The organism is Azospirillum brasilense (assembly GCF_007827815.1).
In the GTDB taxonomy this organism is placed as follows: Bacteria; Pseudomonadota; Alphaproteobacteria; order Azospirillales; family Azospirillaceae; genus Azospirillum; species Azospirillum brasilense_C.
Genome location: NZ_VITH01000010.1, coordinates 55,019 through 77,336, shown reverse-complemented (window position 1 = coordinate 77,336; position 22,318 = coordinate 55,019). Strand labels below are relative to the sequence as shown.

At 68.7% G+C, this 22,318-nt stretch carries 16 protein-coding genes; 8 read left to right on the top strand and 8 right to left on the bottom strand.

Annotated elements, in window-relative coordinates:
• Window positions 1–88 precede the first annotated feature (88 nt).
• The 5 genes from FBZ83_RS20685 to FBZ83_RS20660 all read right to left on the bottom strand — a co-directional run bounded on the left by FBZ83_RS20685 (window position 89) and on the right by FBZ83_RS20660 (window position 4,933).
• Entirely contained in the window at window positions 89–487 is a 399-nt protein-coding gene (locus tag FBZ83_RS20685) for a response regulator (protein ID WP_014242548.1), read from the bottom strand.
• Window positions 484–2,313 carry a sensor histidine kinase gene (locus tag FBZ83_RS20680; protein ID WP_247888397.1) on the bottom strand — a complete coding sequence of 610 codons (1,830 nt, stop codon included), beginning with the start codon at window positions 2,311–2,313 and terminating at the stop codon, window positions 484–486. The genes FBZ83_RS20685 and FBZ83_RS20680 overlap by 4 nt, the downstream gene beginning before the upstream one ends.
• Window positions 2,314–2,317: 4 nt before the next feature.
• Window positions 2,318–2,959 (bottom strand): chemotaxis protein CheC, encoded by a 642-nt coding sequence (locus FBZ83_RS20675; protein WP_014242550.1) that lies wholly within the window; start codon window positions 2,957–2,959, stop codon window positions 2,318–2,320.
• Between the two features lie 240 nt (window positions 2,960–3,199).
• The gene (argE, locus tag FBZ83_RS20670; protein WP_200477897.1) at window positions 3,200–4,351 is read right to left on the bottom strand and encodes an acetylornithine deacetylase; all 1,152 of its coding nucleotides are present in this window, start codon (window positions 4,349–4,351) and stop codon (window positions 3,200–3,202) included.
• A gap of 234 nt (window positions 4,352–4,585) precedes the next feature.
• A complete protein-coding gene (locus FBZ83_RS20660) occupies window positions 4,586–4,933 on the bottom strand; it encodes a hypothetical protein (protein ID WP_145673325.1) in 348 nt (115 codons plus the stop codon).
• A 379-nt stretch (window positions 4,934–5,312) separates the two neighbouring features.
• Between FBZ83_RS20660 and FBZ83_RS20655 the strand changes: the two genes are divergently transcribed.
• Window positions 5,313–5,825: a DUF2934 domain-containing protein gene (locus FBZ83_RS20655; RefSeq protein WP_145687720.1), complete on the top strand. Its 513-nt coding sequence runs from the start codon at window positions 5,313–5,315 to the stop codon at window positions 5,823–5,825.
• Between the two features lie 22 nt (window positions 5,826–5,847).
• Here FBZ83_RS20655 and FBZ83_RS20650 read toward each other — a convergent pair whose 3' ends face one another.
• Complete coding sequence (locus FBZ83_RS20650) at window positions 5,848–7,143, bottom strand: alpha-glucosidase/alpha-galactosidase (protein WP_145687718.1); 1,296 nt, start codon at window positions 7,141–7,143, stop codon at window positions 5,848–5,850.
• 198 nt (window positions 7,144–7,341) lie between these two features.
• Here FBZ83_RS20650 and FBZ83_RS20645 point away from each other — a divergent pair, with 198 nt between their 5' ends.
• The 5 genes from FBZ83_RS20645 to FBZ83_RS20620 all read left to right on the top strand — a co-directional run bounded on the left by FBZ83_RS20645 (window position 7,342) and on the right by FBZ83_RS20620 (window position 15,393).
• Window positions 7,342–8,676 carry a GH1 family beta-glucosidase gene (locus tag FBZ83_RS20645; RefSeq protein WP_145687716.1) on the top strand — a complete coding sequence of 445 codons (1,335 nt, stop codon included), beginning with the start codon at window positions 7,342–7,344 and terminating at the stop codon, window positions 8,674–8,676.
• A 197-nt stretch (window positions 8,677–8,873) separates the two neighbouring features.
• Window positions 8,874–9,542 carry a hypothetical protein gene (locus FBZ83_RS20640; RefSeq protein WP_145687714.1) on the top strand — a complete coding sequence of 223 codons (669 nt, stop codon included), beginning with the start codon at window positions 8,874–8,876 and terminating at the stop codon, window positions 9,540–9,542.
• Between the two features lie 295 nt (window positions 9,543–9,837).
• Window positions 9,838–11,889: a glycosyltransferase family A protein gene (locus FBZ83_RS20630; protein ID WP_186466147.1), complete on the top strand. Its 2,052-nt coding sequence runs from the start codon at window positions 9,838–9,840 to the stop codon at window positions 11,887–11,889.
• 13 nt (window positions 11,890–11,902) lie between these two features.
• The gene (locus FBZ83_RS20625; protein WP_145687706.1) at window positions 11,903–13,444 is read left to right on the top strand and encodes a DUF6212 domain-containing protein; all 1,542 of its coding nucleotides are present in this window, start codon (window positions 11,903–11,905) and stop codon (window positions 13,442–13,444) included.
• Window positions 13,445–13,704: 260 nt separating this feature from the next.
• Window positions 13,705–15,393 carry an ABC transporter ATP-binding protein/permease gene (locus tag FBZ83_RS20620; protein ID WP_247888396.1) on the top strand — a complete coding sequence of 563 codons (1,689 nt, stop codon included), beginning with the start codon at window positions 13,705–13,707 and terminating at the stop codon, window positions 15,391–15,393.
• A gap of 8 nt (window positions 15,394–15,401) precedes the next feature.
• Here FBZ83_RS20620 and FBZ83_RS20615 read toward each other — a convergent pair whose 3' ends face one another.
• Window positions 15,402–17,555: a tetratricopeptide repeat protein gene (locus FBZ83_RS20615; protein WP_145687700.1), complete on the bottom strand. Its 2,154-nt coding sequence runs from the start codon at window positions 17,553–17,555 to the stop codon at window positions 15,402–15,404.
• Between the two features lie 167 nt (window positions 17,556–17,722).
• Between FBZ83_RS20615 and FBZ83_RS20610 the strand changes: the two genes are divergently transcribed.
• The gene (locus FBZ83_RS20610; RefSeq protein WP_145687697.1) at window positions 17,723–19,495 is read left to right on the top strand and encodes a radical SAM protein; all 1,773 of its coding nucleotides are present in this window, start codon (window positions 17,723–17,725) and stop codon (window positions 19,493–19,495) included.
• Here FBZ83_RS20610 and FBZ83_RS20605 read toward each other — a convergent pair.
• A complete protein-coding gene (locus FBZ83_RS20605; RefSeq protein WP_145687695.1) occupies window positions 19,447–20,832 on the bottom strand; it encodes a GH1 family beta-glucosidase in 1,386 nt (461 codons plus the stop codon). The genes FBZ83_RS20610 and FBZ83_RS20605 overlap by 49 nt on opposite strands.
• A gap of 134 nt (window positions 20,833–20,966) precedes the next feature.
• On the opposite strand from FBZ83_RS20605, the gene FBZ83_RS20600 reads away from it, so the two are divergent.
• Window positions 20,967–22,292 carry a GH1 family beta-glucosidase gene (locus tag FBZ83_RS20600; RefSeq protein WP_145687693.1) on the top strand — a complete coding sequence of 442 codons (1,326 nt, stop codon included), beginning with the start codon at window positions 20,967–20,969 and terminating at the stop codon, window positions 22,290–22,292.
• The last annotated feature ends 26 nt before the right edge of the window (window positions 22,293–22,318 follow it).

Below are 22,318 nucleotides of genomic sequence, written 5' to 3'. Positions count from 1 at the left end.
GGACCGCGGCGGCGGTCCCGGTCGCACATGCGACCGGAGCCCGCCGGCGAATGAGGCGATCTGAGTCTAAAGCGAACGGAAGTTCGCTTTAGGAGAACAGCTCCATCGTGTCGGGAACCTTGGTGGGCGTCCGCCCGGCCAGGATGGCGCTGACCACCTCGACCGCCGAGACCAGCGAGGTTTGCGAAAAGGGCTTGGGCAGGCAGCCCACCCCGTATTCGCGCGTCGGCTCCACCTCCTCGCGGTAGGAGGTGACGAACAGGCAGGGGATGCCCAGCGCGGTCATCCGGCGGGCCGCGTCGATTCCGCTGGAGCCCTGGGCGAGATGGATGTCCACCAAGGCCAAGTCCGGCTTGACCTCCTGCGCCAGGACCAGCGCCTTTTCGCTGGTGGAGGCCGGCCCGTGCACCTCGTGCCCGGCGGATTCCAGATAGAAGCTCTGCTCCATGGCGATGAGGACCTCGTCCTCGACGAGAAGGATCTTCATCCGTTCCACTCCGCAGCGCTGTCTTCCAGGATGGGGCCGCGCGTTTCCGGCATGGTCAGCGCGATGCGGAAGGAGGCGCCCCGTTCCACCGGCATCAGCGTGACCGTCGCCCCGACCTGACCGGTCAGGCTGGTGACCAGCCGCATGCCGAGGCTCCGCGACCGCCGCATGTCGAAGCCGGCGGGCAGGCCGGGACCCTGGTCGGTCACGGTCAGCGCCAGCAAGTCATCGGTTCGGTCGAGCGACACCAGCACGTTGGCGGGCGAGGACCCGCGATGCTTGATGGCGTTGGTGATCAGTTCGTTGGCGATCAGCCCCAGCGGTGCCGCCTGATCGATGGGCAGGTCGACGCGCTCGGCCCGCACCTCGATGGAGCCCAGCGTGTCGCCGCCCGACGCGCGGGACAGGTCGGCGCACAGCTCGTTCAAGTAGCTGCCGAACTCGATGGTCTGGAACTGCTCGGTCTGGTAGAGCCGGCTGTGCACCCGCGCGATGGCGTCGATGCGGCTGCGGGCGTCCTGGAAATGAACCCGCTCGGCGGCGCCCGGCAAACTCATGGTCTGCAGCGTCAGCAGGCTGGAGACGAGCTGCAGGCTGTTCTTCACCCGGTGGTTCACTTCGCGCAGCAGCGTGGACTTCTGGCCCACCAGCTTGCGCAGCGCCGCCTCCATGGACTTGATCTCGGTGACGTCGATGTGCATCAGCACGGCGCCGCCGAAGGGCCCGGCGGCCATCGGCGCGGCCAGGCAGCGGTACCAGCGCGGCCCGGCGTCGGACAGGCCCGGATATTCGATGGACACCGGCGCCCCGCCGCGCAGCAGGCCGCGCAGCCCCTCGATCAGTGCGTCGGCGTGCTCCGCCCCGCTGCGAATGGCGGCGCAGGCCTCCAGATAGTCGTCTCCGATGGCCGATCCGTCGCCGAGGAAGCCGGCCTGCGGTCCGCTTTCCGCCCAGGCCTTGTTGACCGAGATGATGTGCCCGCCGTGGTCGAGGACGGCGATGTGCGCCGGCAGCGCGTCGAGCGTGGCCTTGGTCTGCTCGGCAAGCTGGCGCATGGCGAGCGCGTTGGCCTTCAGCTCCTCACGGGTGCGGCGGCGTTCGGTGATGTCGCGCAGCACGCCGGTGATGAAGCTCCGCCCCTCCGACTCCCAGCGGGCCAGCGAGACCTCCAGGTCGATGCGGGTGCCGTCGCGCTTGCGCCCGATCAGCTCCACCGGGGCCGGGCGTCCGGTCGGATCGCGCTCCAGCAGGCCGGACCAGTCGGGGGAACCTTCGGCGAGGAAGAGGCTGACATGCTGGCCGATCAGCTCGTTGGGCTGGAAACCGAATTGTCGGGCGGCGGCCCCGTTGGCCCATTGTACGACGCCGCGCGTGTCGGTGGTGACGATAGCGTCGGGGGCGGTGTCCACGATGGCGCGGTAGCGCGCGTCGCGCTGCTCGCGCAGGACCCGCTCGCGGTTGACCACCGCCGTGACGTCGGTCACCTGGATCAGGCAGTAGGAGGCGTTGGCGACGGTGAAGGGGCGGATCAGCACGTTGTGGACCATCCGCCGCCCGTCGGGACAGCGCAGCGGGAACAGCACCGGATTCAGTGTGTGGGACAGGACGCTGGGCGCTCCGGTTTCCAGCACGTCGCGCACCGCGTTGTGCAGCCGGGTGTCGCGCAGCGACGGCAGGGCCTCCACCAGCTCCCGCCCGTGGATGTCGGGCTCGGCGGTGCCGGACGCCCTTTCCATCCAGCGGTTCCAGTACTGGACGCGGCCATGGCGATCCAGCACCACGATGCCGGCGTCCATCGCGTCGAGAAGGCCATCCAGCCAGGGCATGCGCTTAAACTCGGTCGGTTCCATCGGGCGTTCCGGAGGCGATGCGGTCGATGAATCCATGGATCAGTCCCTTCAGCGACTCCAGAGACGACAGGCCCATGAGCAACGCGATGTAGCCGCGGATGCTCCGGCTGCGGATCAGGAAGTCGATGTAGAGGAACATCACCAGCTCGTCGGGGTTCGGCCCGTTGCTTTGGAAGATGCGGTCGCTGTCACCGCGCAACACGCTGGGCAGCGAGATGTCCAGATTGTCCTTCAACGTGTTGGCCATCACGACCAGGCAGCCGTTGAGGATGATGTTGCCGATCTCCGCCAGCGCGTCCTGCTCGAGATCGACGATCTCCTCCAGGCTCAGCTCGCTGCCGAGGACGGCGCGGGCCAGCTCCAGGCTGTTGGTCTCGGGGAAGATCAACAGGGCGCGGCCGGAAAAGGACCCGTCGAAACGCTGCTCGACCGCGACGAGGCTCATCTTCTCGCGCGCGGCCAGAAGGCCGGCGGCGTCGTTGCGGCTGACGATCTCGATGGAGGGAACGGACAGCAGGACCTGATCGGCGACCATGCGGCTGAGGTTGGTCGCGGCACGGCCGACGCCCATGTTCACCAGCTCGGTCAGCGCGTCGCGCTCAAGGTCGCTCAGATCAACCATGCACCGGCGCTCCCGTTTCCATGGACGCGCCGCGGCACCGGCGCCCCCGGGCACAGTGCGACAGGAACGCCGTCAAAGTCTCCCCCGTCGACGGCATAGGCCAAATTGGGAGTGCTCTAGGCGATTCAGCAACAAGGCGCCGTCGATCCAACAATTGGTTCCTTCCATTGATCGCGGTCTGAATAAAAAGGCCGTCTGTATTGTGATCCGGCGTGACGCTCCGCCGCACCCCGTTGCGGGTCAGGCGGCCAGCCGGCGGACGAGATCCCGGAGGAAGCCTTCGCAGGCCGTCACCTGGGCGGTGTCGATGTATTCGTTGGGCTGATGCGCCTGATCGATGGAGCCCGGTCCGCAGAGCACGGTGGACAGGCCGGCCTCCTGGAACTGCCCGGCCTCCGCCGCGAAGGAGACCATGCCGGTGTCGTTGCGCCCGGTCAGGGCGTGACAGAGTTGGGCGGCCGGCCCGTCCGGCTCCGGCGCCAGCCCGGGGACCCCGGCGAGCTGCTCGGTGCGGATGTCGCAATCCGGGCTGATCCGCCGCATGGCGGCGCGCAGCCGCTCGCATTCCGCTTCGAAGCGGTCGCGGTAGCGCGTCCAGTCGTCGCCGGGCAGCGGACGGATGTCCCAGACGAAGGAGCAGTGGCGTGCGGTGATGTTGGCCGCCGTGCCGCCCTCGATGGTGCCGACCTGCAACGTGGTGAAGGGCGGGTCGAAGCCGCAGGCGCGGTCCGCGGCGGCGGCGTTCTCCGCCGCCATGTCACCCACGAGATTGACGAGCCGCGCCGCGGTCATCACGGCGCTGACCCCGCGGTCGATCTGGGACGAATGGACCTCGTGCCCGGTGACCGTGGTGCGCAGCACGTAGCAGCCCTTGTGGGCCAGCACGACCCCCATCGAGGTCGGTTCGCCGACGATGACGGCGCTGGGGCGCGGCAACTCATCGGCGATGCGGGCGATCATGGCCGGCGCGCCGATGCAGCCGACCTCCTCGTCGTAGGACAGCGCCAGATGCAGCGGCCGCTTCAGCCCGGCCGCCAGGAACTCCGGCAGCAGGGCGAGCGCCACGGCGGGGAAACTCTTCATGTCGGCGGTGCCGCGCCCGTAGAGGCGGCCGTCGCGCTCGACCAGGGTGAAGGGATCGGTGTCCCAGGGCTGCCCGTCCACCGGGACGACGTCGGTGTGGGCCGACAGCACCACGCCGCCCTCGGTCATCGGGCCGATGGTGGCGAACAGGTTCGCCTTGGCGCCGTCCGGGCTGGGCACGAGCCGGCTCTCCACGCCATGCCCGGCGAGATAATCCCGAACCCAGTCGATCAGCGCCATGTTGGAGCGGCGCGAAACCGTGTCGAAACCGACCAAGCGGGCGATCATCGCCTTGGAGACGTCCTGCACCCTTGCGATCCATTCTGCGGGACGGCGGCGCCGGCCCCACGCTTGTGATAATCTTTAGCAGTCAGACACTGGGGCCTGCATCCAACGATGTCAAATGAGTCGTCCGGATTACGCGGGCATAGCGGCCAACGGCAAACACCGGTTGAGCGGCGCTCCGCCAGCGGGAGCGCCGCTCAACCGGTCGCAACGCGGGATCGCTCAAGGCGGACCGTCTCCGGGAGAACGGAGGAGCGGTCAGGCCGCTGACCAGGCCCTCTCGGTGAGGATCGTGCGCACCAGCGTCAGCGCGCTCTCCGCGCTCTCGCGCCCGTCCAGCTTCGCCGCCACCGCCTCGATCTGGGCCGGCGGCAGGGTGGCCCGCAGGCGGCGCACCGTGTCGGTCAGGTGCTTCTTGGCGAAGCGCGCCTGGTTTCCGCGCTCCGACAACTCCTGGAAGGCCAGCCGCCGGGTGGTCGCGTCGCGCCCGGCGCTGGCCGCCGTTGCCCGCTCCGCCGCCGCGGCAAGCTCGTTGGAGGATTGGAGGTAATTGCTGATGGCTTCGGTCAGGATACGGTTGGCTTGAAGCAAGGGATCAAGGGACATGCGCTGAACTCTTTGCCTTCCGTGACGGCTCTGGGCCGCAAACGGCCCCCTGCCAAGACGTTTCACCCGAAGTTACTGGGGCCGGCCGCTCCGCTACAACCCGGCGAAGGGTTCTATGCGGACCGCAAGCCAACCCAGCGCCGGTGCGGGTGCGCGCCACCGACGCATGGTCTATCACCGTCCGCTGTCTGTCGAGGCGGGACAAGCAATGGGCCTATGAATTTCCTATGAACTAAGGCACGCTTTCTTTGTGTACGTTTATCGTCACATAAACCGGGCACTAAAACGGGAACCCACGGGCGCAGGACGCCGTTTTCCTTGAGCGTCGATGTTTCTGCGGCCATGCCCACTTGGACCAAGCCCATTTGGAGACGGAAGAATGCAAGGCGATCGTGAGGACCGCATCCGCCACCGCGCCTATGAAATCTGGGAGCGCGACGGGCGACCGGAGGGACGGGGGGAACAGCATTGGGCGCAAGCCTGCGCCGAGATCGAAGCCGAGGATCGCACGGTGACCACGGCGGAGCCGGTCGCCATGGTCGCGGCCGTCAAGGACGCCGCCAAGGGCGCCGTGAAGAAGGCGGTCCGCCGGACCAAGACGGCGGCGACCGAACTGCTGGGCGTCGGCTTGAATGCCGTGGTCGATGTCGTCGAGGAGGCCGTCGCGCCGAAGACGCCGCGCGCCCGCAAGGCCAAGGCCGAACCGGTCGCGGCAAACGAATCCTCCGCCGAAACCCCGGTCGCGGTGCCGGTTCCGGAGGCCCCGAAGGCGGCGAAGGCGCCCCGTGCCAAGGCCGTGAAGGCGGAACCCGTGAAGGCGGAAACGGTGAAGCCGGTCGCCCCGCGCGGTCGCCGCAAGCCGGCCGCGTCGGACACCGAACCGGCCCATTGACCCGCACCGGCCCTGCGCGTTCCTACACACAGGCGCGGATGTAGGGCCGGTTCGCCTCCCACAGTTCATCCAGGATCTTCACGGCGGCGTCGGTGGAATTCACCACCGGGTCGATCAGCAGAGCCTGGAGCGCCAAGTCTTTCGAGGCGTGGACCGCCGCCTCGACGGACAGTTGCTGCACGCTCGCCTGGACGTGCAGCAATTTGGCGATCGGGTCGGGCAGGGGGCCGAGCGAGACCGGGTGGACGCCTGCCGCGTCGGCCAGCAGCGGCACCTCCACCGCCAGATCGGGCGGCAGGTTGGGGATGGCACCCTGGTTGTAGACGATCCCCGATTCAATGAAGCGTTTTTGGTTGTGCAGCACCCCGGCGATGACCTGCACCGCCCGCTCGCCCCAGGATGGCTGCGTCCAGTCATCGGGCACCGGCGTCGTCCCGGCGATCGTCCCGTCCATCAGCGCATTGAGGATGCCGCGCCCGCGCTCGTCCTCCGCGAAGTCAAATCCATGCTCCCCGCCTTCCCAGCCGTAGGGGAGGTATTCGCCCATATGATCGTCGCTGCAGGTCGGCCACAGGCCGAAGCTGGTGAACAGGCGACGGGTCAGCGGTGTGAAGGACGGGTCGTGGGTCTTCTCCCGCTCGCGCAGCAGCGGGTAGAGGTCGCGTCCGCTCGCCCTGTCGCGGATGTGCATCAGCCATTGGAAGTGGTTCAGCCCGGCCCCCCAGACCTCCACCTCCTTCTCGGCCATGCCGAGGATCTGGCAGATGAACCAGCGCGCCAGGAAGATGCCGTGGCACAGCCCCAGCGTCTTGACCTTCGTGTACTTGCCGAGGCCGAGGACGACACGGCTTTCCGGATTCGACAGGTTGATGAACTGGGCGTCCGGGCACAGCTCCTCGATGTCGCGGGCGAAGTCGAAGATCAGGGGCAGGGTGCGCAGCGTGAAGAACAGGCCGCCGGGGCCGCCGTTCTCGCCCAGCGTGTGGCGGATGCCGTGCTTCTTCGGCACCTCGAAATCGAGCTTCCACAGGCGGTTGCGGTCGATGGCGACGGAGTTGACGACGAACTCGGCACCGTCCAGAGCGGCGCGGCGGTCGGTGGTCTGTTCGATGATGAGGCCGGCGGCGCCCTTGGCGTTCAGCAACCGGGCGAGCGCCGTCATGCGGTCGAGCGCCGCCGGATTCGTGTCCACCAGAGTCAGGGTGCTGCCCGCAAGCTCCGTCGTGGTGAAGAGGTCGCGGTACATGCTGAGCCCGAAGGCCGCGCTGCCGGCGCCCAGGAAGACGATCTTGGTGGTTTTGCGAGTGGTAACGGCCATGGGATGCCTCCCGCCGGCGGGAATGCTGCTGTGCTGATTTGTCAGGGCAGCCGCCTTTGGTGAAGCATACACTTGTTAAGACAGAGAGACTATACCGGATGGTCAGAATAAGTGTGGTGATCTCTTCGCTTGTGCAACATGATTTTCGCGCTCGCGACAGTGCGCCAGCAGCATAATCACTTCAAGGGAGTCCCCGTCATGGCACTCTTCACCTTTCCCAAGGACTTCCTGTGGGGGGCGTCAACCGCGGCCTATCAGATCGAGGGGGCGATTCACGAGGACGGGCGCGGTCCCTGCGTGTGGGACAGCTTCACCGACGCCGGGCGCATCCAGGACGGCAGCAGCGCCGCCATCGCCTGCGACCACTACCATCGTTGGGCGGAAGACATCGCGCTGATGAAGGACGCGGGGTTCAACGCCTACCGCTTCTCCGTCGCCTGGCCGCGCATCCTGCCGAGCGGGACGGGGGCGGTGAACGCGGCGGGACTCGACTTCTACGACCGGCTGGTGGACGGGCTGCTGGCCGCCGGCATCCGGCCGATGGCCTGCCTGTACCATTGGGACCTGCCGCAACCTCTGGAAGACCACGGAGGCTGGCAGGGCCGGGAGATCGTCGGCCCCTTCGCCGACTACGCCCGCATCGTCGCCGCCCGGCTGGCCGACCGGGTGAAGGACTGGATGATGCTGAACGAGCCGAACGTGGTCGCCACCCACGGCTACGGCACCGGGGAGCACGCGCCCGGCCACAAGCTGGGCGAGGCCGGCATCCTGCGCGCCCTGCATCACCAGAGTCTGGCGCAGGGCGCGGCGCTCCGCGCCATCGCTGCCGAGCATGCGGGCCTGACGCTGGGCACCGTCATCAACCTCCAGCCCTGCCGGGCCGAGAGCGACCGGCCAGAGGACGTCGCGGCGGCGGCCCGCTGGGACGCGGTGTGGAACCGCGTGGCCCTGGACGGCGTGATGCGTGGCAAGATCCCGGAACTGATGGCCGAGCGGATGAAGGACTTCGTTCTGCCGGGCGACGAGGAGGCGATCCGCTTTCCCATCGACCTGCTGGGCATCAACTACTACTCGCGCATGACCATGAAGCACGAGACGGGGCATCCGTTCGATGTGTGGTGGGGCGACGCCCATTGCGACCGTTGGACCGCCATGGCTTGGCCGGTCCAGCCCGACGGCCTCTACGACCTGCTGATGGAATTCAAGCGCGACTACGGCAACCCCGCCGTCTTCGTCGCGGAGAATGGTGCGGCCTATGACGACGTGGTGACGCCGGACGGGCGGGTGCATGACGCGGAGCGTGTGGCCTTCCTGCGCGACCATGTGGCGTCGGTCGGCCGCGCCCTGGCTGATGGCTGCAACGTGAAGGGCTATCTGTGCTGGAGCCTGCTGGACAATTTCGAATGGGCCTTCGGCCTGTCGAAGCGGTTCGGCATCGTCCGCGTCGACTATGACACGCTGGTCCGCACGCCCAAGGACAGTTACCATTTCCTGAGCGAGGTGGCAAAGAGCGGGCGGCTTGAATTCGCGTGAAGAATAGGAAAGCAGGCTGTGCGGAGCGATGCTCCGTCGGCCTGTTCTTCTTTCGGAGAGTGGAGATTTCGGATCATTGATGGCTCGAGAGCTAATCATTAGAAAATTAAGAATTCCATATTAATTTATTCTTCACAATGTTGGCTGCAGATGATCCGGTATCGCACGCCTTGCGTTCAGGATCACCGGAGGAAGCCATGGGAATTTCCGACGTTTCGGCATCCTTGTTCCAGGCCACCGCCGCGGCCTCCGTGCAGGCGAAACCCGCCGCTGCGAAGGCCGGCGCCACGGACGGGAGCGGACCGGCCGCCTCCAAGACCGACAAGGTCGATCTGAGCGATCTGGCGTCGGCGCTCAAGGGCGACGCGCTCGACCTGTTCACGAATCTCTCTGCGGAGGATCGGACCTCCCTGGGCAAGCTCGTTTCCAGCGAGGCGCTGTCGGCGGACGAACTCAACGACGCGCTGTCGTCCGCCCTGAAGTCGGAGCGCAAGAAGGCGTTCTGGCAGTCCGCCAGGGAGGACGCCGAGGCTGGGCGCACCCCTGAAGGCGAGGCGCGGCAGAAAAGCATGAAGGCCATCTCGGATCGTATGGAATCGGAGTTGGAGAGCCGGCGCGCCGCCATGCATGCACCAGGGGTGAGTCCTCAAGACCGCTTGGCCGCGCTGAGCAAGTTGAGCGAAGACCTGAAGGACATGCAGAATTCGTGGGATCAACTGGCTGGTATCGGCATGCCCATGAAAGCCTACACCCTCAAAGGGGGCGATGAGCGTTTCTTCGCAACGTCGAAAGAGCAGGCGGCTGGGCAGAAATTAAAGGATCTGGGATTCAACTCCGCGACTTTTGACAAGGTGCTTTCGAGCTAATCCAAGGATTTTGCGCAAAAGTATCTGTCCGAGGAAGGGATGTCCCAGATGACTTTGGGGAACGTGAACAAGTAGCCTGGGATGTACTCAGCGTTGGCTTTTTCATATCATCCGAGTTCAAGCATAGGATGTGTGTGGACCAAAACATTCCTGTCCCCGAATTGTCACATCGGACTCAAGCGGAAGCGGTGCTATCGACGGTGTCGTGTCACCACTGCGTTCGCCCATGCATTCCGTTGGAACTCACACCGCCTCAGGGTCCTGTGACGCCGAAAACGTCCGCGCGGCCATCGTCGTGCCGACCCACAAGCATTCGGGCCTGCTGGTCGAGACGCTGTCCACCGCGCTCGCCCAGGACACGGACTTCGCTTACGCCGTGGTGGTGGTCAACGACGGCTGCCCCTTTCCGGAAACGGAACGGGTGTGCCGGGAGTTCGCCGCGGCGCATCCGGGGCGACTCTTCCATCTGCGCAAGCGCAACGCCGGGCTGAGCGCGGCGCGCAACAGCGGGATCGCCTTCGCCCTGGACGCCTTTCCGGCGCTGGAGGCCGTCTACTTCCTCGACTCCGACAATCGCATCCGGCCCCATCTGCTGCAACGGATGCTGGACGCGTTGCGGGTGGCCGGACCGGAGGTCGGCTGGGCCTATCCGGACGTCGACAAGTTCGGCTTCTTCGAGTTCTGCGACATGTCCGGCGCCTATTCGCCGCTGGAGCATCTGTTCCGCAATGTCAGCGAGGCGGGCAGCATGGCATCGCGCCGCCTGCTCGACAGCGGCGCCCGCTTCGACGAGGCGATGCGCCAGGGCAGCGAGGATTGGGAGTTCTGGCTGCAAGGGCTGGAGCGCGGCTTCCACGGGGTCCATGTGCCGGGCACCGGTTTCGGCTACCGCCGCCGCGGCGAGAGCATGCTGACCGAATCGGAGCGCGACTACCGCCCCATCCTGACCCACATCCAGAAGCGCCACCCCGCGCTGTTCGCGGTCCGGGCCGTGCTGCGGGCGGAGGCGGCGGTCGGCCGGCGCTACGCCGTTCATCTGCCCGACCGCGCCATCGTCCGCTGCGTCACCGACCCTGAGGCGGGGGAGGAAGACCTGCCGCTTGCCGACTTTGTGCGCCGTGCCCTGCGCGCGCCGGAACGGCCCGGCTATGGGGAGTGCCCCGGCCTGCTGGCGGTGATGGATTCCAGCCTTTACGACCTGCTGAAGCGCCACCGGCTGCTGCGCGGCACGCTGTGGCTGCTGGAGCGCGCGGCGGCCCAGGCGACCCTGGTGCGTGCCGCGGTGACGGCACGGGCGGTGGAAAGCGGTGGCGTGCTGTCCTGGTCCGGCACCCCGGTGGGGCTGCAGGCGGACACGCCGTTCCCCTTGCCGGATGGCGGGGCGGCGATGGCGATGCTGCCGACCGCGGCCCTGCTCGACCTCGTGCGGCGCCAGCCGGTGGGCGTTCCCCTGCTGGAGCGAGACCCCCGGAAGCCCTGCGCCGAGGCCCGGCTGAGCCTCACCCTGGCGCTGCCCGGCGCGGTGCAGCCACCGCCCGGCGCGGACTCCGCCCTGTCCGCACTGCGCGAGGCGATGGCCGCGGCGTGGTCGCGGCCGGCCAACGGCGGCTGGGCGGCGGCGCCGATCGACCGCTACCGCGCCGGAGTCGCCACGCCGGAGGATGTCTACGAGACCGTGCATCGGCTGCCCTCGGTGCTGCCGCTGCTTCCCCCCGCGGGGAACCGGCGTTTGGCCGCGCTGGTGGCCGATCCCGCCGACGCAGGGGCGCTGGAGACCGCCGCGCGCCTGGCCCGCTGGCTGGTCGGGAGGGGCTATGACGCGCATCTGGTGGCGCTGGGCGGCGGGACCCTGTCCCTGACCGCGGCGGCGGCCTTCGCGTCGGTGATCCCCCACCCGCTGCCCCTGGTAATGCCCGAACGCCCGCTGACCCACCGCGACGCTTATCTGGGCACCCCGCTGCGCCCCTTGGACGCGGTGGAGGAGGACAGGGCGGTCGGCACGCTGGCGGTCTTTGATCTGGTGGTGACCGTACGGCATGGCGCGGCGCACCCGCTGATGGGTCGTCTGCGCGCGCTCGGCGTCACGGGCTGGGCGCTGCTGGGAGCGTCCGCCGTCCCGGACGCGCCGTCCCTGGCCGACGCGGTCAACGGCTGCGCCGCGTTCGAGCATGCCTACCAGACCATTGTGACCCTCGATGCCCGGACCTTCCGCCTGTGCCAGGCTTTAGGTTTCCCACCCGACAAGCTGCGGCGCTGGGAGGATGCGGCGGAGCCGGATGCCGATCCCGAATGGGCCGCCTGCGCGCCCCTGTCCTCCTGCCTTCCCGAACCAACCGCGGCCGCCTGAAAAGGGTGTCATCATGAAGCTCTCCACCCCCGCGGCCCAGTTCGCCCCCCTCTACGACGGCACGCCGGCGCTCATCGCCGTCGGCTGTGGGATGGAGCTTGATGGCATTCCTCTTCGTGTGCTGCGGCTGGTCCGTCACGACGGCGGCCATCTGCTGCTGTCCGGGGACGCCGGGGTGGAAGAGGGCGCGGCGTTGCGCACGCTGGCCATCCCGCCGTCCGCCGTCCGGGCGGTGTGGTGCGGCGACGAGGCGGCGCGGCGGGACGCCGAGCGGCTGCTCGGCTGGTGGGAGGAGGCCGGCGGGCCGGACAGCGCGCCGCCGCTGGTGACGGGCGACGCGTCCACGCTGCTGCACCGTCTGTTGGCCCAGGCCTTCGGGGAGATCGACGGGCTGCACCGCCGCAACGCCGGGCTTCAGCGCACCCTGTCCACCCTGCGCGAGGAATGGGGCCGCTCCGTACGCCTGCCGCCCGAGGCGGTGGAACTTCTCGACGCCCTGCGCCTCAGCCCGCCGCGGCTGGTCTTCGCCACGCCGCGCCCGGTCGGAGCGCTGCCGGTGCCGCTGCGCCATGGCCGGAATCCCGCGGGCGCGGCCGAGATCGTGCAGCGCCTGCCGGCGGGGGCGCGGGGGCTGGCGGGACTCGACCTGCACATCGATCAGGCGCCGAAGGGAAGCGGGGTGCTCGCCGTCGCCCTGACCGGCGTTGAGACCGGCGAGACCATCGCGGAATGGGTGCTGTCCTTCGGCGATCTGCGGTCCGGGTGGCTGCCGTTGCGCCTGCCCGCCGCCTGCACCCGGATGGATCGTCTTCTCGACCTGCGGATCGGCGCCATCGGGGTGGTGACGGAGGCGCCGCGCCTGTCGCTGGCCCAGGCCGGTCTGCTGGACGAATACGCCGTCGCGCCGCCGGCCCGCGCCGTCGGGCAGCCGGCCATGCTGGCGCTGCGGCTGTGGGGCGGGCTGCCGGGGTTGGAGTACGGTGCTGCGGCGCATCTGGCGCCGCATTCCGCGCCGGACCATCTGGTCTGGCCGCTGACCCAGCCGGTTTTGGCGCAGGTGCGTAAGGGGCGCGAGTTCGAGGCGACCTTTCCCTGGTTCGGCCTGCTGCGTGGCGGGCGCATCCTGCTCCACCCGCTGCACGGCGTCGTCACCGCGGCCCACATTCCGCTGGACGAGGTGCCGGGCGCCGTGGCGGTTCGGGCGCGTGCGGTGGTCGACGATCCGCGCTGCCGCACTCCCATCGCCTGCAAGCTGGTGGTGGCGCCGCCGTCGCTGACAGTGGACGAGGCGGAGCGGGAGGAGGGCATCCTCGCTTCCAGCGGCTGGATGGTGCTGGAGGCGCCGCGCCGACCGCTCGACCTCGCAGCGGTTCTGGCGGCGCCCTGGTCGGGGCCGATGGCGCTTCATCTTTTCACCGACATCCCGGACGGTGGCCATGGCCTGTACGGGCGCACCCTCTTTTCCGATTTCGAGCTGGAGATCGATTCCCGCACCGCCTGGACCATCCCGCCCCTCCTGCCGGCGGCGGCGGACGGGGTCGCCGCCACGCCGTGACCAACTATGACTTTGTGGCGGTGCGCCAGAGCTTTGGTGCGGTGCGGGGCAAGCTGTTGGTAATAAACTGTTCGTTAGGGTAAAGGAGGTCTTGCTTCAAGCCCAGGGGGTGAAGGGCCATGTCGATCGCGTCCAGGACGCCGGACCGATCCGGTTTCACCCGCCGTTTCCTCCATCTTGCCGGCGGCTTCTGGTCCGGAGGTTCCCAGTCGAACGGCCCTCAGTCGGACGGCCCTCAGTCGGACGGCCGGAACTGGACCGTGTGGCTTCTCGCCGGTGCGCTGGGGCTGCTGACGGTCGGGCAGGTGGTCGTTCCCATCCTGCTGAACCTGTGGAGCCAACACCTGTTCGACGCGCTGGAGCAGCGCTCGATGGACCGCTTCCTGCTGATGATCGCCGCGGCGGGCGGGATCATCCTGTTCAACATCGCCAACACCATCCTGCATCTGCGGGTGAAGCGCCGCCTGCAACTGGGCTGGCGCACCTGGCTGACCCACAAGCTTCTGGGCGACTGGCTGACGCGCGGCCGGCAGCATCAGGTGACCTATCTGCCCGGCGACCACGACAACCCGGACGGGCGCATCGCCGAGGACATCCGCATCGCGACCGAGGCGGCCATCGACCTCGTCCTGTCGCTGTCCTATTGCGCGCTGCTGCTGATCAGCTTCACCAACATCCTGTGGCGGCTGTCCGGGGCGCCGGAGGTGACGCTGGCCGGGAGCACGTTCCACGTGCCGGGCTATCTTCTCTACATCGCCCTGGTCTACGCGGCGGTCGGAACGAGCATCGCCCTGCTGATGGGAAAGCCGCTGGTCAAGGCGGTGAACCGGCGGCAGGGGCACGAGGCGTCCTTCCGCTTCGGCCTCGCCCGCGTGCGGGAGAACGCGCAGGACGTGGCGCTCCTGCACGGCGAGTCGGGGGAGCGCGACCGGCTGCGTCTGCTGTTCGGCGGGGTGCAGCGGGGCTGGAACGGCCAGACCCACGCCCTGTCCAACATGATGGTCTTCAGCGCCGCCTATTCGGTGCTGTCGGCCGTCTTCCCGATCCTCGTCGCGTCGCCCAGCTACATCGCCGGAGCCATCTCGCTCGGCGTGCTGATGCAGACGGCGCAGGCCTTCCAGCAGACGGTCGGCGCGCTGTCCTGGCCGATCGACAACCTCGCCCGCGCCGCGGAATGGAAGGCCTCGGTGGAGCGCGTGCTGGGCCTGCACGAGGCGCTCCAGCGCCTGGACCGCGAGATCGGCGGGGAGGGGACGGAGCGCATCACCGTGGAGCGCAGCGAGGGCGGGCACAGCCTGAGCTTCCGCGGCCTGTCCATCGCCGAGCCGGACGGGCGCCGGGTGGTGGAGCCCTTCGACCTGGAGATCCGCCCCGGCGAGCGTGTGCTGATCGTCGGCGATCCGGCGGCGGCGGTGCGGCTGTTCCGGGCGGTGGCGCGGGTCTGGCCCTGGGGCGGGGGAAGCGTCGTGCTGCCCGCCCTCTCCCGCGTGTTCTTCATGGCCGAGCGCCCCTATCTGCCGCACGACACGCTGCGCGCCGCCCTCAGCTATCCCCTGGGTGTGGAGACGGTGGGCGATGCCGCGGCGACGGCGGCGCTGGAGCGGGTCGGGCTCGGCCATCTGCGGCCGCGGCTGGACGAGCTCGACAGCTGGGACGAGGTCCTGGCGGTGCCGGAGCAGCAGTTGCTGGGCTTCGCCCGTCTTCTGGTCCACCGTCCCGACTGGATCTTCCTGGAGGACTCCACCGACAGCCTGGACCCGCGGACCGAGGAGGCGATGCTGCGCCTGATCGACGCCGAGTTCCCCGACGCCACCCTGATCACCATCGGCAGCCACCCCGGACTGGAGGCGCACCACCGCCGCAAGCTGCTGCTCGACCGGACGGACGACACCGTTCGGGTGCGCGAGGTGCCTTGTGGGGATCGGAGGATCGCAGCGGTCGCGGAGTAGCGAGCCTTCTACCGCGGCGTGTGCGTCGCGGCCTGAAGCCGGCGCACCAAGTCGGTCAAGGCGGCGCGACGTTCCTCCTCGGAGCGGCCCTCGGTCCGCGTTTCCTCATGGATGCGGTCCGTCAGCGCGGACATCCGGTCGGTGAAGCCGGCGCGGTGCTTCTCGTCGAAAAACGGCAGGAAGACGTTGGACACGCCAAGGCGGCGGCCCAGTTCCTCGATCGGCAGGATGCCGACCGCGCCGCGCCGGCGCTCCACATCCGCGAACCCCTGGATCAGCGCCATCTGGTCGAGGAAATAGGCCATGCTGCGCTGCCGCTGCCAATGCAGGAGGACGGTGGCCGTGCGCTCCAGAACCTCCAGCATGGCATCGCTCGGGCGCAGCACGATCAGGCCGTTGCTGATGGTGTTGTAGAGATAGTCCAGGCTGTCCGGGCGATGGATGAGCATCGCCTCTTCTTCCGGCGCCATGGCGTCGACGAGGCGTCGCGGGTCGATCGGCAGCAGAGCGTCGATGTCGATCATGACCAGCGGCGGATGCCCGTGGAGGTCCAGCACGTCCGGCGCCCTCATCAGGCGCAGGCAGGTGTAGAGGGTGCACCGGCTTGCCGGATCGAGATCCGGCGGCGTCCGCTCGGTGCTGATGGTGAGGCGGCAGCGCCGCAGCGGCGCCCGCAGGCTGGAGACGACCTCCGCGATGTCCGGGCCGGGGTCGGCGATGTGGAGGTGGACCCGCTGCCCCTCGCCGCAGAAGGCGTCCACCGTCAGCAGAAGAGAGGCTGCGAACAGCCGCAGGTAGCGGTCGTCACAGGCTGCGAACAGCAACGGTCCCGCACCTGCGGCGGCTGGTTCCGACTGGAAGCCCGCCCGGTGGTCCGCGCGTTCCTTTGGCGAAACCGACCGGCAGAGGGCGTCGAAATCGTCGCCGAACGTGACGTGGCGCAGAAAGGGCAGGGCGGGGACCAGCGTCTTCAGCACGGCCCGGCCTGCCGCCTTGTTCCCTGCCGCCTCGTCCCCCGGCATGCGCAGGAGCAGCGAGCCGCGCAGGAAATCGATCCAGGGCAGCAGGTCCCGGTTCTCGTCCGCCGCGGCCTGACGGAAATGGTCGAGCGCCAGCTTCGCGGCGTCCGGTCGTCCCGCCGCGATCCGGTCGTTCGCCACATGCATGGCGATGTAGACGGGCGCCTTCCAGAACAGATGCTTCGCCCGCGCCGCAGCCATCAGCCCGCCGGCATGGACGGCGAGGGCGGCAAGACGGTCGCCACGCGCGTCGAGGAGGGCGGCGTTCTCCCACGCCGTGTAGTCCGTGGGGCGCAGGGCCGCCGTGTCCTTGTAGGCCGTTGCGGCGCTGTCGGCATCCCCCGCCGCCTGGGCGGCCTCGGCCAGATGGAAGCGGTCTTGCGCGTCGCGCGGGCGCAGCCGGGCCACCCGCGCGAGGATTGCCTGCGCGCGCATCGCGGCGGCCCGGTCGCCGTGCGCCACCGGGAGCAGGGCCAGCCCGAGTCCGGAGAGCACCGCCGGTTCGGCCGGGTCGAGGGCCGCCGCCGCCTGGAAAATTGGAATGGCGGCCCCGGTTTCCCCGGCCTTCTGAAGCGTCAGGGCGAAATTGTAAGCCGCATAGGGCGCGGCGGGGCGGAGCCGGAAGGCCCGGCGGTAGGCCGTCAGGGCCGAGGCCGGCTTGCCGGAATCCATCCTGGCGAGTTCAGAGACGGCATGGGCGATTCCCTCCTGCGCGGCACCGTCACCCGGATCGATGGTCTGGGCGGCGCGGTAGACGGCCAGTGCTTCGGCATAGCGGCCGCCGGCCCGCCGCACGCCCCCCAGCGCGACGAGCGGGCCCACTCCCGGGGCTAGGGCGATGGCGCTCCGCAGCGCCGCCTCCGCCTTGTCGAAGCACCCGAGCGCCTTCAATGCAAGCGCGAGGTTGGCGTGGTAGGCGGCGACAGTGCCGCGACGGGCGATGGCCTCGGCGATCAGGGAAGCTCCCTCCGCCGGATCGCCGGCCTGGCTCCGCAGCACCCCGAGGAGATGCAGCGCGTCGGGATGGTCGGGCTGCCGTTCCAGGAGGGTGCGGTACAGCGGTTCGGCGCCGGCAAGGTTGCCGGTCCGGTGCAGAGCCATCGCGTTCGCCAGGAGCGTTTCGGAAGGAACTGGCGCACTCATGGAGAACGTCCCTGGTTCGTCGGGGTGGTGGATGTTTCTATCCCAGGGAATCCATCGTCCTCAACCATCTACCCAAAGCGTGATCCATAGGATTGCATTTCTCGTCATGGGGGTGCTTCCTTGAGCCGCGACGACTCGACGGGGCGCAGGTGCAAGGGGCTGGAGTCATGCAGGATTTTTCCGTGAGTTTCCGGCAGGCGGTGGCGCTGCATCAGCAGGGACGCCTGCCGGAAGCGGATACGGCTTACCGCGCCGTGCTGCACGCGGTGCCGGACCATGCGGACACGCTGCGGCTGTGGGGGCTGGTCGCTTTGCAGTCGGGGGCCGCCAAGGCGGCTTGCGCGCGCCTGTGTTGCGCGGTCGCAGCCAATCCCGGCTCGGCGGAGGCGCTGCACGTTCTCGGCGGTGCGTTGCGGCAAGCGGGCGATCTTGAGAAGGCGCTCGACTCCTATCGCCGCGCGACGGTGCTGCGGCCGGTCTTTCCCGAGTGCCACTTCAACCACGGCAACGCCCTGGTCCAGGCGGAGCGGTCGCTGGAGGCCGCGGTGGCCTATCGGATGGCGGTCGTTCAGCAGCCGCTTGGGGCAAACAGCCGTCTCAATCTGGCGGGGGTGCTCAACCGCATCGGAGATGCCTCGGGGGCCGCGCTCCAGGCGCGGGCCGCGGTCGCTCTCGAACCCCACCGCCCTGCCATGCTGACGGCGCTCGGCCGTGCCGAGGCGGGGCAGGGGGACACCGTCGCTGCCGAACGGACCCATGGCCGCGCCCTCCGGCTGGACCCCCGCCAGGAGTCCCTCGTCTACGAACATGGCCTCGCCTTGTCCGAGCTCGGCCGCATCGAGGAGGCCACCACCCTCCTGCACACCCTGGTCAACTCCGCGGACGCGACCGTGAGGCTGGGAGCCAAAATGGCTCTGCACCGGCTGGTGCTCCGCTGCATCGATGTCGATGACTACCGGCGAGCCGCCGCCGTCGCCCTCAATGGCTGGAGCGGGCAGGGAAGCGCCGGAACGGCCATGCTGCCGATGAGGGTCCGCATTGAGTCCTCCAGCGCATGCAACCTGCGTTGCCGTCACTGCACCACCGGCGTGGCCTACCACAGCACCGAACGCCGTTTGCTGAAGGCGGACCTGTTCGAGCACATACTGCGGGATCTCAAGGGAACAGAGGCGCTGGTCAGTTGCGTCATGTATCTGGGAGGGGAGCCGCTGATGAATCCCCACCTGGAAGCGATGATCCGGCGCCTGAGGGACGAGACGTCGATCAATCAGATCCATTTCGTCACCAACGCCATGCTGGCGACCGAAGAGCGATGCCGCGCCCTGGCGGATTGCGGGGTGGAAAAGATCTATGTGTCGATTGACGGTCGCTCGCCGGAGGAGAATGACGCCATCCGCCGGGGCTCCCACTATCCGACGGTGCGCCGGAACCTGACCCTGATGCGCCGTTACCTGGAACCCGCCGGCGTGCAGTTGATCATCTCCAACAACATTCTGCGCCGCCCGGGGGACCCGCCGACCGCTGCGACTCCGGCCTTTCTGATCAAGGATTTTCCCGGCCTGCCGATCGCCACGAACTACGCCTACAAATGGCCGGGCTGGACACAGACGGGAGAGGAAGAGGCGCTGACGGTCGACGTCAATCCGGGACGGCGCCGCGGATTCTGCGGTGCGCCTTTCACGGAATCGGTGATCCGTCCCAACGGCGATGTGACGCTCTGCTGTTACGACATCTCCGGCATCGAGGTCATGGGCAACCTGAGGCAGGGCTCCCTGGCGGACATCTGGAACGGTGAGCGCTACCGGGCGGTGAGGCTTGCCATGATGGCCGGCGACGAGGCGGCTTTGCCCGGCGTGTGCCGGAATTGTCCGGTCTATACGGGCGAGGAGATTCAGGAGCGGCCGGCGAACCTGCCCGTCTCCGGCGTGGCGGCGGTTTGACCGACCAACGCGCCACCGATCAGCGCCGAATACCACTTGCCGGACTCCTTCAACGTGCGTTTCTGCGTCGCGAAGTCCACATGGACGATGCCGAACCGCGTGCCGTAGCCGCCGCCCCATTCGAAGTTGTCGAGCAGCGACCACACGAAGTAGCCGCGCACGTCGGCCCCGTCCTTCAGCGCCCGGGCCATCTCGCCGATGCAGGCCTGCAGATAGTCCAGCCGCTCCCGGTCCATCACGATCCCCTGCGCGTCCGGGGCCTCCGGCGCCTTGGTGCCGTAGCCGTTCTCCGTCACATAGACCGGCAGGCGGTAGCGGGCGGTGGCCTGCAGCAACGCTTCGTGAAAGGCGCCGGGCTGGAGCGGCCAGCCGATGTCGGTGCGCGGCATGCCCTCCGGCGGGGCGCCGAAGCCGCAGCCCCACACGGCGCCGGGTTCAGCCTGGGCGAAGAGGGGGGCGTAATGGTTCATGCCGAACCAATCCACCGGCCGGCAGATCCGCGCCATGTCGCCGGCCCGGACGTAGGGCTCGATGGCGCGGGCGATGCGCGGCGGGTAGCGCCCCAGAATCTGCGCGTCGGGGAAGCACAGGTTCCACAGCTCGTCGAACAGGGCCGCCGCCTCGACGTGTTCGGGCGCCGGGTCGGCGGGGCGGCAGGGCTGGAAACTGTGCACCGCCCCTATGGACGCGCCGGGGACCAGGGCGCGCAGCACGTCCACCCCGGCCCCGTGGGCGAGGTTGGTGTGGTGGATGACCTTCAGATGCTCACCGCGGTCGGACACGCTGGGCGCGCCCCAGCCGAGCGCGTAGCCGAACAGGGTGAAGACCGAGAACTCGTTGAAGGTCGCCCAGCGCGTCACCCGGTCGCCGAAGCGGCGGGCGCAGAGGACGGCGTAGTCCGCGTACCAGCCGGCGCTGTCCCGGTTCGCCCAGCCGCCGCGCTCCTGCAGGGCCTGTGGCAGGTCCCAATGGTAGAGGCAGGCCCAGGGCTCGATGCCAGCCTCCAGCAAGCGGTCGATCAGGCGGTCGTAGAAGTCCAGCCCGGCCTCGTTCACCGCCTCGCGCCCGCGCGGCAGCACGCGCGGCCAGGAGATCGAGAATCGGTAGGCGCCGACCCCGATGTCCCGCATCAGCGCGACGTCCTCGGCGTAGCGGTGGTAGTGGTCGCAGGCGACGTCGCCGGTGTCGCCGTTGTCCACCCGGCCTTTCAGGCGGCAAAAGTGGTCCCAGATGCTGGGCGCCCGTCCATCCTCGGCCGCCGCCCCCTCGACCTGGAACGCCGATGTGGAGGTCCCCCACAGGAAGCCATCGGGAAAACGGGAGGGGAAGAGGGGCATCGCTCGCCGTTCCACAGCCTTATGTTCCAAGGGAGATCGCTCCGTCGAACCATTCGCCCGTCATTATGCCTGTTTCTTGACCATTCCGCCAAAGGTAGTATGGGTATGGACCCTGGTTGTGGACGGAGACGGCGATGGCGGAGCTGCCGAAGGATTTTGTCTGGGGGGTCTCCACCTCCGCCTATCAGATCGAGGGTGCCGCGGCGGCGGACGGGCGCGGTCCGAGCATCTGGGACACGCGCTGCCGCACGGCGGGCGGTGTGGTGAACGGCGACACCGGCGACGTCGCCTGCGACCATTATCACCGCTACGCCGAGGACGTCGCGCTGATGAGCGGGCTGGGGGTGGATGCCTACCGATTCTCCGTGGCGTGGCCCAGGGTGCTGCCGCGCGGGCGGGGGGCGGTCAACCAACCGGGTCTGGACTTCTACGACCGCCTGATCGACGCGGTGCTGGGGGTGGGGATCGAGCCCTGGCTGTGCGTCTATCACTGGGACCTGCCGCAGGCCCTGCAGGACCGCGGCGGCTGGGCGAGCCGGGACAGCGCCGGCTGGTACGCCGATTACACGGCGCTGTTGGCGCGGCGCTACGGCGACCGGGTGAAGCGTTGGATCACCTTCAACGAGTTCTCCGTCTTCACCCTGTTCGGCTACGCCATTCCCTGGGCGGCCCCCGGCATCACCGACCGCGACCAGCATCTGCGGGCCATCCACCATGTCAACCTTGCCCATGGGGCCGGGGTGGACGTGATCCGTGACTTGGTCCCCGGCGCGTCCATCGGGGCGGTGCACAACCGCCAACGCGTGCTGCCGGAAGGCGGCCGGCCCGAGAACGCGGAGGCCGCCGCCCTGCTGGACGAGCACTGGAACCTGACCTTCTGCGATCCGCAGCTCCTCGGCCACTACCCGCCGCGCGTCGCCCGCGCCATCGAGCCTTACGTGAAGGCGGGCGACATGGCGCGAATCTGCCGGCCCATGGACTGGTTCGGCCTGAACCACTACGGCCCGATCTTCGCCCGCGCGACCCCCGGCACCACCTGGGGTTACGGCTGGGGCGACGCGCCCCCCGATTCGCCGACCTATGGTGTCGGATGGGCGGTTTTCCCCGACGCCTTCCGCGACGAGCTGCTGGACATCACCCGCCGTTACCGCATGCCCATCGTCATTACGGAAAACGGTTGCGGCGGCAGCGATTCGCCGGACGAATCGGGTGTCATCGACGACCAGCACCGAATCAACTACCTGCGACTCTATAACGCCTCAATGCACGAGGCGATTCGCGGCGGAGCGGATGTGCGCGGTTACTTCGTCTGGTCGCTTCTGGATAATTTCGAGTGGGGAAGCGGGTACGGCAACCGTTTCGGCATCGTCCACGTCGACTTCGAATCGCAGAAACGCACGCCGAAAGCCTCGGCCCGCTGGTACGCCGACCTGATTAGGAGCGCGCATTCCGCCGCCTGAACGGGCAGGGATTTCGCCGCCGGAGC